Source organism: Ilumatobacter sp. (genome assembly GCF_039969435.1).
Taxonomy (GTDB): domain Bacteria; phylum Actinomycetota; class Acidimicrobiia; order Acidimicrobiales; family Ilumatobacteraceae; genus Ilumatobacter_A.
Window position 1 is genome coordinate 300,376 of record NZ_JBDVNU010000017.1, and the last position, 14,699, is coordinate 315,074.

At 67.6% G+C, this 14,699-nt stretch carries 17 protein-coding genes; 9 read left to right on the top strand and 8 right to left on the bottom strand.

Translation table 11 applies throughout. From position 1 onward, the window contains the following. Position 1: 1 nt before the first annotated feature. The 4 genes from nuoL to ABJK40_RS10420 are packed head-to-tail and all read left to right on the top strand — an operon-like array spanning position 2 to position 6,156. On the top strand, positions 2–2,059 hold the full coding sequence (gene nuoL, locus ABJK40_RS10405; RefSeq protein WP_348479136.1) for an NADH-quinone oxidoreductase subunit L: 2,058 nt from the start codon (positions 2–4) through the stop codon (positions 2,057–2,059). After that, positions 2,056–3,720 (top strand): NADH-quinone oxidoreductase subunit M, encoded by a 1,665-nt coding sequence (locus ABJK40_RS10410; RefSeq protein ID WP_348479137.1) that lies wholly within the window; start codon positions 2,056–2,058, stop codon positions 3,718–3,720. The genes nuoL and ABJK40_RS10410 overlap by 4 nt, the downstream gene beginning before the upstream one ends. Next, positions 3,720–5,240, top strand: a complete 1,521-nt coding sequence (locus ABJK40_RS10415; RefSeq protein ID WP_348479138.1) for an NADH-quinone oxidoreductase subunit N — start codon at positions 3,720–3,722, stop codon at positions 5,238–5,240. The genes ABJK40_RS10410 and ABJK40_RS10415 overlap by 1 nt, the downstream gene beginning before the upstream one ends. A 46-nt stretch (positions 5,241–5,286) precedes the next feature. After that, entirely contained in the window at positions 5,287–6,156 is an 870-nt protein-coding gene (locus ABJK40_RS10420) for a hypothetical protein (RefSeq protein ID WP_348479139.1), read from the top strand. Positions 6,157–6,163: 7 nt separating this feature from the next. Here the strand turns inward: ABJK40_RS10420 and ABJK40_RS10425 are convergent, their stop codons facing one another. Both ABJK40_RS10425 and ABJK40_RS10430 read right to left on the bottom strand, forming a co-directional pair. Then, the gene (locus ABJK40_RS10425) at positions 6,164–6,535 is read right to left on the bottom strand and encodes an MmcQ/YjbR family DNA-binding protein (RefSeq protein WP_348479140.1); all 372 of its coding nucleotides are present in this window, start codon (positions 6,533–6,535) and stop codon (positions 6,164–6,166) included. Between the two features lie 22 nt (positions 6,536–6,557). Next, a complete protein-coding gene (locus ABJK40_RS10430) occupies positions 6,558–6,881 on the bottom strand; it encodes a hypothetical protein (protein WP_348479141.1) in 324 nt (107 codons plus the stop codon). 74 nt (positions 6,882–6,955) lie between these two features. On the opposite strand from ABJK40_RS10430, the gene ABJK40_RS10435 reads away from it, so the two are divergent. After that, on the top strand, positions 6,956–7,339 hold the full coding sequence (locus tag ABJK40_RS10435; protein WP_348479142.1) for a nuclear transport factor 2 family protein: 384 nt from the start codon (positions 6,956–6,958) through the stop codon (positions 7,337–7,339). Between the two features lie 10 nt (positions 7,340–7,349). Here ABJK40_RS10435 and ABJK40_RS10440 read toward each other — a convergent pair whose 3' ends face one another. Next, entirely contained in the window at positions 7,350–7,961 is a 612-nt protein-coding gene (locus tag ABJK40_RS10440) for a hypothetical protein (RefSeq protein WP_348479143.1), read from the bottom strand. 69 nt (positions 7,962–8,030) lie between these two features. Between ABJK40_RS10440 and ABJK40_RS10445 the strand changes: the two genes are divergently transcribed. Continuing rightward, entirely contained in the window at positions 8,031–8,489 is a 459-nt protein-coding gene (locus tag ABJK40_RS10445; protein ID WP_348479144.1) for a cupin domain-containing protein, read from the top strand. On the opposite strand, the gene ABJK40_RS10450 is transcribed toward ABJK40_RS10445, so the two are convergent. The 3 genes from ABJK40_RS10450 to ABJK40_RS10460 form a co-directional block, all read right to left on the bottom strand. Beyond that, the gene (locus tag ABJK40_RS10450; RefSeq protein WP_348479145.1) at positions 8,470–9,558 is read right to left on the bottom strand and encodes a serine hydrolase; all 1,089 of its coding nucleotides are present in this window, start codon (positions 9,556–9,558) and stop codon (positions 8,470–8,472) included. The genes ABJK40_RS10445 and ABJK40_RS10450 overlap by 20 nt on opposite strands. A gap of 12 nt (positions 9,559–9,570) precedes the next feature. After that, the gene (locus ABJK40_RS10455) at positions 9,571–9,957 is read right to left on the bottom strand and encodes a cyclic nucleotide-binding domain-containing protein (protein WP_348479146.1); all 387 of its coding nucleotides are present in this window, start codon (positions 9,955–9,957) and stop codon (positions 9,571–9,573) included. 95 nt (positions 9,958–10,052) lie between these two features. Then, on the bottom strand, positions 10,053–10,799 hold the full coding sequence (locus ABJK40_RS10460; protein ID WP_348479147.1) for an SDR family NAD(P)-dependent oxidoreductase: 747 nt from the start codon (positions 10,797–10,799) through the stop codon (positions 10,053–10,055). A 65-nt stretch (positions 10,800–10,864) separates the two neighbouring features. Here ABJK40_RS10460 and ABJK40_RS10465 point away from each other — a divergent pair, with 65 nt between their 5' ends. Together ABJK40_RS10465 and ABJK40_RS10470 are read left to right on the top strand one after the other, a co-directional pair. Then, entirely contained in the window at positions 10,865–11,635 is a 771-nt protein-coding gene (locus tag ABJK40_RS10465; protein WP_348479148.1) for a Rossmann-like and DUF2520 domain-containing protein, read from the top strand. Between the two features lie 3 nt (positions 11,636–11,638). Then, positions 11,639–12,130, top strand: a complete 492-nt coding sequence (locus ABJK40_RS10470) for an SRPBCC family protein (protein WP_348479149.1) — start codon at positions 11,639–11,641, stop codon at positions 12,128–12,130. A 16-nt stretch (positions 12,131–12,146) separates the two neighbouring features. Here ABJK40_RS10470 and ABJK40_RS10475 read toward each other — a convergent pair whose 3' ends face one another. Both ABJK40_RS10475 and ABJK40_RS10480 read right to left on the bottom strand, forming a co-directional pair. Continuing rightward, positions 12,147–13,019 (bottom strand): acyl-ACP thioesterase domain-containing protein, encoded by an 873-nt coding sequence (locus ABJK40_RS10475; RefSeq protein ID WP_348479150.1) that lies wholly within the window; start codon positions 13,017–13,019, stop codon positions 12,147–12,149. Between the two features lie 10 nt (positions 13,020–13,029). Beyond that, the gene (locus ABJK40_RS10480) at positions 13,030–13,854 is read right to left on the bottom strand and encodes a TIGR03560 family F420-dependent LLM class oxidoreductase (protein ID WP_348479151.1); all 825 of its coding nucleotides are present in this window, start codon (positions 13,852–13,854) and stop codon (positions 13,030–13,032) included. A 73-nt stretch (positions 13,855–13,927) separates the two neighbouring features. On the opposite strand from ABJK40_RS10480, the gene ABJK40_RS10485 reads away from it, so the two are divergent. Then, positions 13,928–14,641, top strand: coding sequence for a hypothetical protein (locus ABJK40_RS10485; RefSeq protein WP_348479152.1), 714 nt, complete (start codon positions 13,928–13,930; stop codon positions 14,639–14,641). Positions 14,642–14,699 lie beyond the last annotated feature (58 nt).

Here is a 14,699-nt window from a genome sequence, read left to right on the forward strand (position 1 = left end):
CATGGTCGAACTCGTCTGGCTCGTTCCCGCGTTCCCGCTCCTCGGCTTCCTCACCATCCTGGTCGGGGGCCGCAAGCTCGGTGAACCTCTCGCCGGCCTCGTCGCGACGGCGATGGTCGGGGCGTCGTTCCTCGTCGCTGCGCTGATCTACTTCGACCTGCTCGGCATGGACGCCGAGGAACGCTCGCACGTGGAGACACTCTTCTCGTGGGTGCCCGTGGGCGATCTGCAGATCGACATGGCGTTCCTGGTCGACCCGCTGTCGATCACGATGTGTCTGTTCGTCACCGGGATCGGTTCGCTGATCCACCTGTACTCGATCGGGTACATGCACGGTGACCCGAAGTTCTCCAAGTTCTTCCTGTACCTCAACCTGTTCATCCTGTCGATGACGCTGCTGGTGCTCGGCTCGAACCTGCTGGTCACGTTCCTCGGCTGGGAGGGCGTGGGCACGTGCTCGTACTTCCTGATCTCGTTCTGGCACACCAAGGATGCGAACGCCACGGCGGGCAAGAAGGCATTCGTCACGAACCGCATCGGTGACTTCGGCGTGATGCTCGCGATGTTCCTCGCATTCGGCGCCGTCGGCTCGCTCGACTACGCCGTCATCAACGACTCGGCCCTCGCCGGCACGCTCACCACGGCCACCGCCACGGGCATCGCCGCCCTGCTGTTCCTCGGAGCGGTCGGCAAGTCGGCACAGCTGCCGCTCTACGTGTGGCTGCCCGACGCCATGGCCGGCCCCACACCCGTCTCGGCGCTCATCCACGCCGCCACCATGGTCACCGCCGGCGTGTACCTGATGGTGCGCATCAACCCGGTTCTCGGTGCTGCGGCCGATTGGGTCCCGATGCTCATCGCCTACACCGGTGCGATCACGGCGCTGTTCGCCGCAACGATCGCGCTGGCGCAGAACGACATCAAGAAGGTGCTCGCGTACTCGACCGTGTCGCAGCTCGGCTACATGTTCCTCGCGGTCGGCACCGGTGCCTACGTCGCAGCGATCTTCCACATGGTCACCCACGCCTTCTTCAAGGCGCTGCTCTTCCTCGGGTCCGGCTCCGTCATCCACGGGATGCACGAAGAGCAGGACATGCGCAAGATGGGCAAGCTGTTCAAGTTCATGCCGATCACGGCGTCGACGTTCATCATCGGTTGGCTCGCCATCGCCGGTGTGCCGCCGTTCGCCGGCTTCTGGTCCAAGGACGAGATCCTGCTGTTCGCGCTCGCCGAGAGCCCGATCCTGTACGTGATCGGCATCGTCACGGCCATCCTCACCGCCTTCTACATGACCCGTCAGGTCGTCATGACCTTCTTCGGCGAGCAGAAGTGGGGCAGCCACGCGAACGAGGCCGAAGCCGCCCACCTGAACGACCCGGCCGACACCGATGCCGAGACCGAAGGGTCCGAAGCCGAGGCGCTCGAGGAGACACCCGACGCCGTGCCGGTCACGCACGGCGCGCACGGCGAGTTCAAGCCGCACGAGTCGCCACCGTTCATGGTGCTGCCGCTGATCGTGCTGGCCGGGCTGTCGGTCGTCGGCGGGCTGATCCAGCTGCCGTCGCTCGGGATCATCCCGTCGTCGTTCCAGCACAAGCTGCTCGACTGGCTCGAGCCGATCGTCGAGTTCGGCGCAGGTCCCGAAGAGCGGGGCATCGGCGAGGCGATCATCGACGGCACGTGGGCGTACGACAACAAGGTGCTGCTCATCGGGATCGCCATCGCGTGTGCGCTGCTCGGCATCATCGCCGGCCTCGCCGTGTACCAGCGCAAGATGGTCAAGGCCGTCGAACCGGAGTTGCTCGCTCGGGGCTGGCGCTACGACGAGGCCATCTCGTGGTTCATGGGTCGGCCCGGTCGAGCCGGATTCCAGGCGGTCGCGGACGGCGACGGCAAGGTCGTCGACGGAGTGGTCAACGGCGTCGCCACCCTCGTGCGTGAGACGGCCCAACAGGTTCGCAAAGGGCAGACCGGATACGTGCGTCAGTACGCCGGTGTCATCGGCATCGGGGTCGTCCTGCTGCTCGGTTGGTTCGTGGTGATTCGAGGAATTCTGTGATTGCAGCTGAAGCCGCCCACGCAGGAGCCGGCGCGTTCCCGCTGCTGTCGGCGTTGGTCTTCATGCCGATGATCGGCGCCGTGGCGATCCTGTTCACCACGAAGTCGCGTCCCGAGTTCGCCAAGCTGATCGCGCTGATCTTCTCTGTCGGTACCGGTGCGATGTCGCTGTACATGCTCAAGGAGTTCGACCAGGGCGTCGACACCTTCCAGTTCGTGTCGCAACACGACTGGATCGAGCAGTGGGGGATCGGATGGCGCCTCGGTGTCGACGGCATCTCGCTGTTCCTGATCGTGCTCACCGGCATCCTCTTCCCGTTGGCCATCGTTGGGATCGACCCGCACCACCACGGAGCGAACACCGAGAAGCCCTACCTGGCGTGGCTGCTGATGCTCGAAGCCGGCGTGATGGGCTCGTTCCTCTCCCTCGACCTCTTCCTGTTCTTCATCTTCTTCGAGATCGTCCTCGTGCCGATGTACTTCCTGATCGGCGGATGGGGCTACGAGAACCGCGAGTACGCGGCCACGAAGTTCTACCTGTACACGTTCCTCGGATCGGCGTTCATGCTGGTCGCGTTGATCGCCACAGCATTCATCGCCGGCCGGAACACGGGCACCGTCACGTTCGACCTCGTCGAGATCGCCGAGAACGGCGACATCGCCACCACCACGGCGCGCTGGCTCTTCTTCGGGTTCGCGATCGCGTTCGCGGTGAAGGTCCCGATCTTCCCGCTGCACACGTGGTTGCCCGATGCGCACACCCAGGCGCCCACGGCCGGCTCGGTCGTGCTCGCAGGCGTGATGCTCAAGCTCGGCACGTACGGGTTCCTGCGCTTCGGGCTGTACCTCTTCCCGGAGGCCGCCGTGTGGAGTCGCTCGCTGTGGCTCACGGTCGCGGTGATCGGCATCATCTACGGAGCCATCGCCGCCACGATGCAGAAGGATCTCAAGAGACTCGTCGCCTACTCCTCGATCGCGCACCTCGGATTCATCGTGCTCGGGACGTTCGCGTTCACCTCGCAGGCGATCTCCGGCTCGGTGCTGCAGATGGTGAACCACGGCGTGTCGACCGGCGCACTGTTCCTGTTCGTCGGCATGATCTACGAGCGTCGCAAGACGCGCCAGATCGCCGAGTTGGGTGGCATCCAGAAGGTCGCTCCGATCTTCGCCGCCGGCTTCATGCTGGTGATGCTGTCGTCGATCGGTGTGCCGGGACTCAACGGGTTCATCGGTGAGTACCTGATCCTGCTCGGCTCGTTCCAGACCGCCCGCTGGTGGACCGTCGTGGCCACCGCCGGCGTCATCCTCGCTGCGCTGTACCTGCTCTGGGCCTATCAGCGTGTGTTCCACGGCGAGCCCGACGAGGAGAACTCGAAGTTCCCCGAACTGAAGCTGAAGGAGGGCCTCGTGCTGCTCCCGTTCTTCGTGGCGATCGTGTTCACCGGTGTGTATCCCAAGCCCCTTCTCGATCGCATCGAGCCATCGGTCGACCGTCTGGTCGCGCACGTCGCGGACAACAGCAGTGTCGAGACGGACCCGAGCTACACGACCCAGCGTGGCGAGTTCGAGGTCGAGCACAGCGACGAAGCTCACGGCGAAGAGGCCGATTCCGAGCAGGGCGATTCCGAGCAGGCCAATTCCGAGCAGGAAGGTGAAGGCTGATGTCGTTGCTCGCTCAAGCCGACCCGTTCCTCGATCCGAACGTCGAGCCCGAGGTGCTCTGGTTCGCACTGTCGCCGCTCATCGCGCTCGTCGGTGGTGCCCTGTTCCTGATGGTCGCCGGTGCATTGACGCCGAAGTGGCCCAAGGGTCTCTACGCATTCGGATCGGCACTCGTCGCCGGAACCGCCGGTGTGCTGGCGATCGTCAACTGGGACGACATCTCCGACCGCGGCCCGCAGACCCTGGTGGCCGGCGCACTCGCGTTCGACACCTTCGCGATGTGGTCGACGATCGTGATCACATCGGCCGTGCTGCTGGTGTCGTTGCTCACCGATCAGTTCATCCGCGACACGCCCAACGACGGACCCGAGATCTACGCCCTGTACCTCGTCGCGGCCGCCGGCGGCATCGTCATGGCGTCGGCCAACGACCTGATCGTGCTGTTCCTGGGACTGGAGACGTTGTCGCTCGCCTTGTACGTGCTCGCGGCCTCGAACCGGCGCAGCGACGAATCGGCCGAGTCTGGCCTCAAGTACTTCGTCCTCGGTGGCTTCGCCTCGGCGTTCTTCCTCTACGGGATCGCCCTCGTCTACGGCGGCACCGGCTCCACCAACATCGGTGAGATGGTCGCCTCGATCGGCGGCACCGCCCCTGGCGACAACGACGCCATCGTGCTCGCCGGCATCGCCCTGCTGATCGTCGGCCTCGGCTTCAAGGTCGCTGCGGCACCGTTCCACGTGTGGACGCCCGACGTCTACCAGGGCGCGCCGTCGCCCGTCACCGCGTTCATGGCATCGGCCGGCAAGGCAGCCGCGTTCGGTGCGTTGATCCGAGTGCTCGTTTCCGGTCTGCCCGCCTTCCGCGACGACTGGCAGCCGATCATCATCGTGCTCGCCGTCCTCTCGCTCACGGTCGGTTCGGTGCTGGCCGTGGTGCAGACCGACGTCAAGCGGATGCTCGCCTACTCGTCGGTGAGCCATGCGGGCTTCCTGCTGGTCGGTGTCGAAGCGGCGGCGTACACCGCCGGGGAGGCCGAGCCCGGCCTCGGGGTCTCGTCGGTGCAGCTGTACCTGCTGCTCTACTCGATCCTGGTGATCGGCTCGTTCGGCGTGGTCACGGTCGTCGCCGGCAACTCGAGGGCCGACATCGGCTCCTTCAAGGGTCTCGCCAAGCGCAAGCCGATTCTCGCCATCGCCTTCACGGTCTTCCTGCTCGCTCAAGCCGGCGTACCGTTCACGTCGGGCTTCGTCGCCAAGTTCGGCGTCATCCAGGCGGCCGTCAGCGAGGACAGCTACGTGCTCGCCGTGGTCGCCATGGTGACCGCCGTGATCGCTGCGTTCCTGTACCTGCGGATCATGGTCGGCATGTGGCTCCACGACGCCGACGACGACGCCCCCGCCGTGACGATCCCGTTCTCGGCCGGCGTGGCCATCGCCATCGCCGCCGTGTTCACCATCGCCGTGGGCCTCTACCCGTCACCCCTGATCGACCTCGCCGACTCGATCCGCCTCGTCCGCTGACGCTCCCTTCTTCGTGGGCGGGTGTCGCTCGGTACGGTCCCGGGTCATGACCAATGTCGCCCGCCGGATCTGGGATGTCGTCGAGCCGATCGCTGCGAACGTCTACTTCGCTCCCGAGGTGCACGCCGCCTACCACGAGATCGGGTTCGACCCGTCGTCCCGGTCGTCGGGCCGGGTGCACTACCCGGACATGGTCGCCTACTTCACGAGCCGCGGGGCGTGTCTCGGCCCGAACGTCGACGGACACCTCGTCGCGTCGGCGTTCGGTGTGTTCAAGCGGCCGATGGTCGTCGCCGCGGTCGCCGACGGGTGGCGCCGAACGGATCGACAGACGGTGCTCGCCGCCCGCGAGCGGGGTGCGGTCGCATCGTTGCGGCGGATCATCGGCGACGAACCCGAAGGTCTCACCTGGGCGACGGAGGTGCTGCAGCGGATGGTCGACGCCGCGCCGGGTGAGGGGCGCGCCCTGTTCTCCGGCCTGCTGTCGCTCGGTTCCCCCGGCGATCCGATGGGCGCGTTCTGGCGTGCGGCCGACCTCGTGCGCGAGCACCGTGGGGACAGCCACATCGCAGCGTGGGCCGGTGCCGACCTCGACGCGTGCGAGATCGGCGTGCTCACGGACCCGTGGCGCCATCAGCCGCTCAGGTCGTGGGTGCGATCCCGTGGTTGGACCGAGGACGAGCTCGACGCTGCGTGCAATCGGCTCCGCTCGCGCGGTCTGCTCGACGGAGACGAACTGACGGTCGCCGGTCGGGCGCTGCGCGAGGGCATCGACGACGCCACCGACCGGATGGAGGGTCGGCTCGTGGCCGCCCTCGGGTCGGACTCGCAGCGGCTGTTCGATCTGCTCGATCCGTGGTGCGACCTGATCGTCGCCGACGGCGGATACCCCGCACGCGTCACCTGGCCGACCTGATGTCGGTTCAGGACGCGTCGAGGCGGTCGACGAGCGTCTTGGGAGCCTTCTGTCGCCAGGCGTCCTCCAACAGGTCGGTCAGCAGAGACTCGTCGACGTCGGCGAGGCGAACGAGCAGGGCCCCGTAGCCCGAGTAGTGCGGAGTCTCGAACAGCGCTCGATGGGCATCGATCAGCAGAGGCTTCTCGTCGGCGTCGCACATGACCACCACGACCTCGGTGTCGGTGGGGTCGACACCGTCGCGTGCGTACTCCCGGTCGCCCCACATCCGACAGAACGACTTCCGGCGGACCTTCAACGCCGGGGTTCCGTACGACTGGTCGACGACGACCTCGGGCAGGTCGAGCCCGATCCGTGTGACGTCGTCCCAGGTCGCCATCGGACTGTTCGAACCCGAGTCGTCAGAAGCCGCGGTTGTTGTCGCGCTTCTTCGGCGGGGCCTTGAACGGCGCCTCGATCAGCATCTCGAAGCGCTGGTCGTCGGGTTGGTTCGGCTCGTTCATCTGCTGCAGGTACTTCTTGATGGCGGCCCGACCAGCCGTGACGTGGTCGCCCTTCATGCCGAGCGAGCGGCTCATCGCGTCCTTGGCCTTCTCGACGCGCTCCTTGCGCGTGGCCTTCTCCTCGTCGGTGTAGACCCGGGCGACCTTGTTGGCCTTCCTCTCGGCGGCCGCCTTGCGGTCGGCCTCGACCTGCTGGAGGGGAGTGAGCTGCTTGTCTGCCATGGGCGGCACGATACAAGCGTCGTCTGCCTGCGCCGAGGTTCGCCTCACGGCGGTCGCAGATACCGTCATCGAGCGTGACGGACATCGACGACGTGCACGCGGTCAACGACAGGTTCTACGCCGCGCACGAAGCTCGCGACCTCGCTGCCATGTCGGACGTGTGGGAGCACACGGAGCGTGCCGTGTGCGTGCACCCCGGCTGGCCGATCCTGCGTGCGTGGGACCAGATCGAGGAGTCGTGGAAGCGGATCTTCGCCGGCGTCGGCCGCAACCAGTTCATCATCACCAACAAATCGACGCACGTGGTCGGCGACATGGCGTGGGTGACGCTCGAGGAGAACCTCGTCGATCGTGGCAACACCCATGCGCTGGCCGCCACCAACGTCTTCGTCCGCCGCGACGGCGAGTGGAAGCTGATCGCCCATCACGGCTCCCCGATCAACGCGCGAGTGGGCTGAACGCGCCTGGTCACCGACGACCGTGCAGGCGTGGCCCCAACCACCTGACGGCGATGATCGAACCGATCAGGCCGCCGGTCGACGAGAGGAACAGGTCGCCGACCGTGTCCTCGTAGGTGAGAGCGAGACCGCCCGCACCACCGAAGCCGTCCTCGGAGACAGCCCACTCGAGGATCTCCCACCACACGATCGTGATCGCCCCGAACCCGTAGCCCAGCAGCGTGGCGTCGCGTCGGTCAGGAACGTTGCGGAAGCGGAACGCGTGGAACGCACCGACGAGCAGCACCCAGTTCAGAGCGTGGAGGACGTCGTCGGTGCGCGGGTACTCGTCGTAGATGCCGAGCAGGTTGCCGAGCGTGTCGATCAGGAACGGCGCGGCGAGCAGGGCGTCGGCGGTGTGTGGATACGGGTCCCACCTCCTCAGCCGTGCGAGGACCGGGACGACCACGACCGGAGCCAGGAACAGCGGTGCCCGGAATCCCATCGCCTTGCCCTCGACGGTGCTCGGTTCGAACCCGATGGCGATCACGAAGCTCACGATCAGGGCGCATTTCACTGCGATGTTCGCGATCCGTGTGGACGGGTGCCGGTCGACATCCAGGACGTGGGAGCCGTGGTTCACGTCGCCAACGTAGGCGCCGGTCCGCGGCCCCCACGCGATGCACGGAGTGTGCGCCTACCATCCGACGTCGTGCACGACCTGTCCGAGCCGGCCCGCGAGATCGTCCAGCGTCTCGGGCTGGAACCTCATCCGGAAGGCGGTTGGTACCGGCAGGTGTTCCGTGACGAGGGGCCCGACGGCGTGGTCCGCTCGACGGCCATCTACTTCCTCCTGGCGCACGGCGAGCGGTCGCACTGGCACCGGGTGCTGGACGCTGCCGAGGTGTGGCACCACTACGCCGGCGACCCGATCCGCCTGCGTCTGTCCGGGGACGGCGTCACCTCGGAGGAACACGTCCTCGGAACCGAACTGGCGGCAGGCTGGCGTCCGCAGGTGGTGGTACCCGTGGGCTGGTGGCAGTCGGCGGAGTCGCTGGGGGAGTGGACGCTTGTGGGTTGCACGGTCGCACCCGGGTTCGACTTCGCCCGGTTCGAACTGGCGCCGCCCGACTGGGAACCCGGGGAGCCGGTCAGCCGCGGAGTCGACTGAGCATCGACCACAGTTGGTCGTCGAACGACGAGAGCGCCTGGCGACCTCGGGGAACCGCACGGTCGCCGACGCGGGCGACGACCAGCGAGAGGGCGGGGGACACGTACATCTTCTGGTCGTCCTTGCCCAGCGCAGCGACCATGTCGGTGGGTGCGCTCGGGATCAGCGGTCCCGGCCGCGTCCGCCCGTCAGGCCCGGGGAGCACGAACGAGTCCTTCCCGTTCAGCCACCACAGCGAACCGTACGACGCGTTCAGGTCCTGGTCGGCGGCGAACGAGGAACGCAGCCACTCGCCGAACGGCTGATCGGCCTGCTCGTCGAACTGGTCCAGGACCCAGGTACCGATCGAGGTCAGGTCGTTGATCGACGCCACCATTCCGATCGGCGCGAACGCGCTCGACCGTCGCTCGTAGAACTCCGCCGTGTCGGCACCGGCGGGGCCGAACAACCAGTCGTCAGCGAGGTCGCCGAGTTCGCGACCGGTCGTGGCCACGAGCACGTCGAACAGCACGGCGAAGGCGCCGCTGTAGAGCCACACCGAGTCGGGAGCGGCCACGACCTCGAGGCGGTCGTCGAGTCCGCTCGTCATCGTCAGCAGATTCCGAACGGTGATCCCTGCCGTGTCTCCGTGCGACGTCCAACCCGTGCCGATCAGTTCGTCGATCGTGGTGTCGACGGTGAAGTGACCATCGACGACGGCGCGCCCGACCAGCAGCGAGAGCATGCTCTTCTGCGCCGATGCGATGTCGCGTCGGGCGTCCGGCTCGTCCCGGTACCACTCGTGGACGAGCACGCCCGCCTCGACCACGGCGAAGCCCGTCCCGTTCGTCGAGGAGATGAAATCGTCGAGTTCCCCGAAGTCGGCGCCGGCCCATGGGGTGGCGGCGACCGAGGTCGAGGGCACGGCAGTCGTCGACGTACTCGCGGTGGACGTCGTGCCGTGAGCGGTCGAGCCAGCCGTCGACGGGGCCGCGGTCGGATCGTTGTCGTCGGCATCATTCGAGCAAGCCGCCAGTGCGACGCCCAGCGCTCTGGCGGCTCCGATCAGGACCGAGCGGCGTGTGGGCATCTGCGGGGTCGATCAGGGTTCGCGGTCGTGGACGACGGCGTCGATCCTCGCCGCGACGGTGGGCAGACGCTCGGCCATGTGCTTGAAGTCCCACCCCATCATGCAGGCGAGTCGGCAGCGGGTCCGGGCGGTCACACGCGCGTTGCGCTTCTCGCCCTTCACCAGCGCGGTCTCACCGAAGAACTCACCGGGCCCGAGGCTGGCGATGTGCTCGAAGTCGCGGTGCACGTCGACCTCTCCGTCGAGCACGACGAAGAACTTGTAGGCGAAGTCGTCCTGCTTCGCGAGGCTGCTGCCCGCCACGATCTCGAACTCCACGAACAACTCGGCGTACGGGGCCAGCTCGTCGTCGGAGATCCCGTCGAAGAGCGACAGTGTGCGAAGTGGATCGATCTGCATGTGCGTCCCCTGTCTCCATCGCCCGGTGCGAATCCGACGGAGCCCCACGCCGGATGCACCGAACGTACCACTCGGTCGACGAGCGACCGCCGGGGTCAGATCTGCAGGCCGCTGGTCGCGCCTCCGTCGACCAGGATGTTGGTCCCGGTGACGAAGCTGGCTCGTTCGCTCACGAGGAAGGCCACGACGTCGGCGATCTCCTCGGGCGTGCCGAGACGACGGAACGGATTCTGCTTCACCGTTGCGTCCCACAGCTTGCCCCCTTGCTCACGAACCGTGTCCCAGGTTCCGCCAGGGAAGATGACGTCGCCGGGCGAGACGACGTTGGCGCGGATGCCGCGCCGTGCCACCTCGAGTGCGAGCGACTTGACCATGCTGACCGTGGCGGCCTTGACCGCGGCGTAGGCCACGATGCGCGGCGCTGCGGTGCTCGCCGCCCGCGATCCGATGCACACGATGTTGGCTCCGGCGTGGTCGTCCATGTGAGCGAGGGCGGCTCGGATCAGTTCGTCGGTGCGCACGAGGTCGACGTTGACCGACGCGACCCAGTCCGTGCCGGCCATCGCCGACACGTTCGACACGAGCACGTCGAGCCCACCCATCTCGCTCACCGCCCAGTCGACGAGCGCAGTCGGGTCGCCCTCGACGGCCATGTCGGTGACCCGGTGGTGAACGGTTCCCAGCGCGGACAACTCCTCCGCGGTGACGGCGAGTTCCTCGCCGTTGCGAGCGCAGATCGCGACGATCGCGCCTTCGCGCAGCAGTGCCTCGGTGATCCCGCGACCGATGCCCTTGCTCCCGCCGGTGACGATGATGCGCTTGCCCGTGAGTCCGAGGTCCATGTGCGCAAACGTACCGCTCGGTCCGTCTCGGGTTCCGTTCGAGTCGGGCTCGGTAGGGTCGGGAGATGTCGAGGTCGTGCGTGGTGGTCGGATCCGGGCGGGCGGGCGGTTCGTTCCACGCAGCGCTGTCCGAGGTCGGCTGGCGATCGGTCCTGGTGGCACGCGCCGGCGACGTCCAGGTCGACGGCGACCCGGACCTGGTGCTGCTCGCCGTCCCCGACTCGGTGATCGCCGCCGTGGCGCACGCACTCCCTGCGACCGACGCCGTCGTGGCGCACGTGTCGGGGGCGTGCGGTCTCGACGTGCTCGCGCCGCACCGGCGGGTCGGCTCGATCCACCCGCTGATGTCGTTGCCCGACGCGCTCGTCGGAGGTCGCCGACTGCTCGATGCGTGCACCTTCGCGGTCGACGGCGACCCGTTGATGGCCGAGGTCGTCGGCGACCTGGGCGGACGGGCGATCCAGGTACCGGCGGCGAGTCGTGCGCTCTATCACGCCACCGCGTCGATCGCCGCGAACCACCTCACCGCGCTCTGCGCCCAGGTCGAGTCGCTGGCGGCGGAGGTGGGCGTGCCCGTCGATGCGTACTGGACGCTGATGCGGACGACCCTCGACAACATCGTGGACGTCGGCCCGGCCGCGGCACTCACGGGACCTGCGGCCCGTGCCGACTGGGACACCGTGCGAGCACACCTCGATGCACTCCCCACCGACGACGACCGCCGCCTGTACTCGGTCCTCTGCGAGCGTGCGGCACGACTCGCCGGCCACGAGGTACCCGGCGACGTGACCGGTCGAGTCGACCCGGTGCCACCCACCGGCGCTGTGCCAGAGTGAGGCATGAGCGAACAGCGGATCGAAGTGGAACGGGCGATCGCGGCAGAGCCGGCGGCGATCTTCGAGATCCTCCGGAGCCCCGAAGGGCACGTGAAGATCGACGCATCGGGGATGCTGATGTCGTCCACCGGTGAGGCGGCGAGTGCAGTGGGTGACACGTTCACCGTGCACATGGACCGTGATGCACTGCGTGACTTCGACCTCGGTCTGTACGACGTGATCGTGGTGATCAGCGAGTACGAGCAGGACCGGGAGATCGCCTGGACGATCGACGGCCAGATGCAGCCGCCGATCGGCCACGTCTACGGCTACCGGCTCGAGCCGGTCGAGGGCGGCACCAACGTCACGTCGTACTACGACTGGTCCGACATCCACGAGAACTACCGCGAGTTGGCGGCGACGCACTTCCCGATCATCTCCGAGACCAACCTGCGTGCGACGCTCGGCATCCTGGCGCGCACGGTCGCACCCGGCCAGCCCCGCCTCGGCGCCTGACCCGAGCCGTCGTCGGTCAGTCGGCGTTGCTCCGAGCCGCGAGTTCGGGATGGAGGCGGGCCTCGGTCTCGGCTCGCATGTTCTCGGGGATCGACATCGCCCGTCGCGCACCGATGTCGAAGAGCACCGAGACGATCTCGAACGTGGCGAGCAGTTCCCCGCCGTCATCGCCGTCCAGGGCGTAGACCCACATCGACATCTGCGTCGTCTTGTCCGCGATCGCCGTGGTGGCGGCGAACGACTGGATGCGGTTGCCGAGGTCGGGGAGGCGATTGATCGCGATGCGCGTCTCCATCGTGGCCCACCCCATGTTCTCGCCGTTGGGCCCGGTGTGCAGCAGTTGGTGTTCCGTGCCGTCGGCGGGCGTGCCGCCCCAGAACAGCATCGGCGCCATGCTCGACGCAACGGTGTCACCGCCGCCGGTGTCCTCGCGATCGATCTCACGCGGTTCGCGCATCGCGAGTCCGAGTCGTCGGAGTTCGTCCAGTGACGGGCTCGCCATGACGGAGGTGAGGTCGATGCTGCGCGGTCGGCCGTGCTCGGGGAGGTCGATCGTGTCGACGTGGTCGATCGGCGTGTCGGTCTCGACCCGGTAGACGAAGGTCGCCGCGATGTCACCCGTCGAGGCATTCACCAACTCGTGGTAGAGCTGCGTGGAGCCGGTGTCGACACCGAGGACGCCGCTGCGCACCTCGAGTTCCGTGCCGAGCAACTGCTCGCGGTGGTGGCGGGTGTACATGTCGAGGATCCGCCCGTTGCCGGCGATCGAGCGGGTGGCGGCGCGCGCGTTCACGGCGTAGTAGCGCACGTTCATGTGGCCGAGGTGGTCGATCTGGTCGGGGGTGACCGTGCTCGTGTGGGTGACGGTCAATCCGTCCGGGGCTGTCATGTCGCCGAGGCTAGGAGGCGACCGCCCGAGCGGCGCGTTCGACGATCGACGGCGCCTCGGTCTTGGGGAGTGACACGATGGCGAGATCGGCGCCCGCAGCGTCCATGGCCGCGACGTGCGACCGCAGTTCGTCGTCGTCGCCGGTGTAGCGGGCGAGGACCGAGCAGGTGATCTCGCCGGGGTCGCGCCCGATGTCGTGGCAGGCGGCGTGCAGCACTCCCCGCAGTTCGGCGAACTCGTCGGGGTCCTGGCCGCCGTAGTTCCAGTGGCTGGCGTACTTCGCCGTGAGCGGCAGGGTGCGCTTGCGGCCGGTGCCACCGATGCAGATCGGCAGCGGCGACTGCACCGGCTTGGGGTTGTTCATCGCGTTCTCCAGGACGTAGTACTCGCCGTCGAAGGTGGTCCGGTCGTTGGTCAGCAGCGAGTCGATCACGGCCAGCCCCTCCTCGAACCGGTCGAAGCGCTCGCGCATCGTGCCGAGGTCGATCCCGTGGTCGCCGCACTCCTCCTCGTTCCAGCCGGCGCCCAACCCGAGTTCGAGGCGACCGCCCGAGGTGATGTCGAGCGTGGTGGCCATGTTCGCCAGCACGCTCGGGTGGCGGTACACCATGCCGGTCACGAGCACGCCGCCGCGCAACCGCTTCGTCGCCTGCAGCAGTGCGGTCAGCGTGATCCACCCTTCCATGCAGTCCTGGGTGGAGTCGCCGAAGAGCGGATACAGGTGGTCGAAGGTCCAGCCGGACTCGAACACGTCGAGTCCGTCGGCCCGCTCCCAGACCTCGAGCATCCAGTCCCAGGTCGTGTACTGCGGTGAGGTCGAGAAGGCGTAACGCATGTGTCCATCCTTCCCACTGCGGCGATCCCGCTCGCAGTCGTGGCGGCGTCGGTCCCGCCGTAGATTCAGCGTCGTGGCAGCCTTCGGCATCCCTTCCCGCCTGGCTCGGTTGCTGCCACGACTCGCACCGGACTCGACGGCGAAGGCGGATTCGGCGTTCACGAAGGCGCTCGACTGGGCGATCGAGAACGCCTGGGACGATGCCGTCGTTCGTGCGGCGGCGCTCGAGGGGCCCGACACACGGAGTCGGTTGAAGCGTCTGTGGACGTCGTTCGGCAAGGAACTCGCCGCCGTCGGTGCGGCGACCGGTGGTGTGGCGGCGGTGCCCACCGTGGGCACGGTCGGTTCGCTCTCTGCCTCGGCTGCCGAGTTCGGCTGGTTCACGAAGCGAGCCGCCGAACTGATCCTGACCGTGGCGGCACTGCACGGCCATCGTGGATCGTCCGTGCTCGAGCGGCGGGCGTGGGTGCTGGCGGTCGTCCTCTACGGCAACAAGGCGGGTCGTGAGTTCCATCGCATGGTCGCCGACGCGAGCAAGGCCGACGGCACGGTCACGCTGACGTCGCTCCCGCTCTCCACCCTCACCCGGATCAACGGCTCGCTGGGACGCAAGGCCGCCACCCGCTACGCCACCCGTCGTGCTGCGATCGCCGCCGGTCAGGCCGTGCCCTTCGGCATCGGTGCCCTCATCGGCGGCACCGCCAACTACTGGGCCACCCGCCGCCTCGCCCGCCAGGCCGACAAGTTCTTCCGCACGCTCCCGCACTCCGTGAGCCCTGCGACCTGACCCGACCGCACACCAGCCATGACCATGACGTCGTGGTGATCTGTTCTCGGCCAACGAG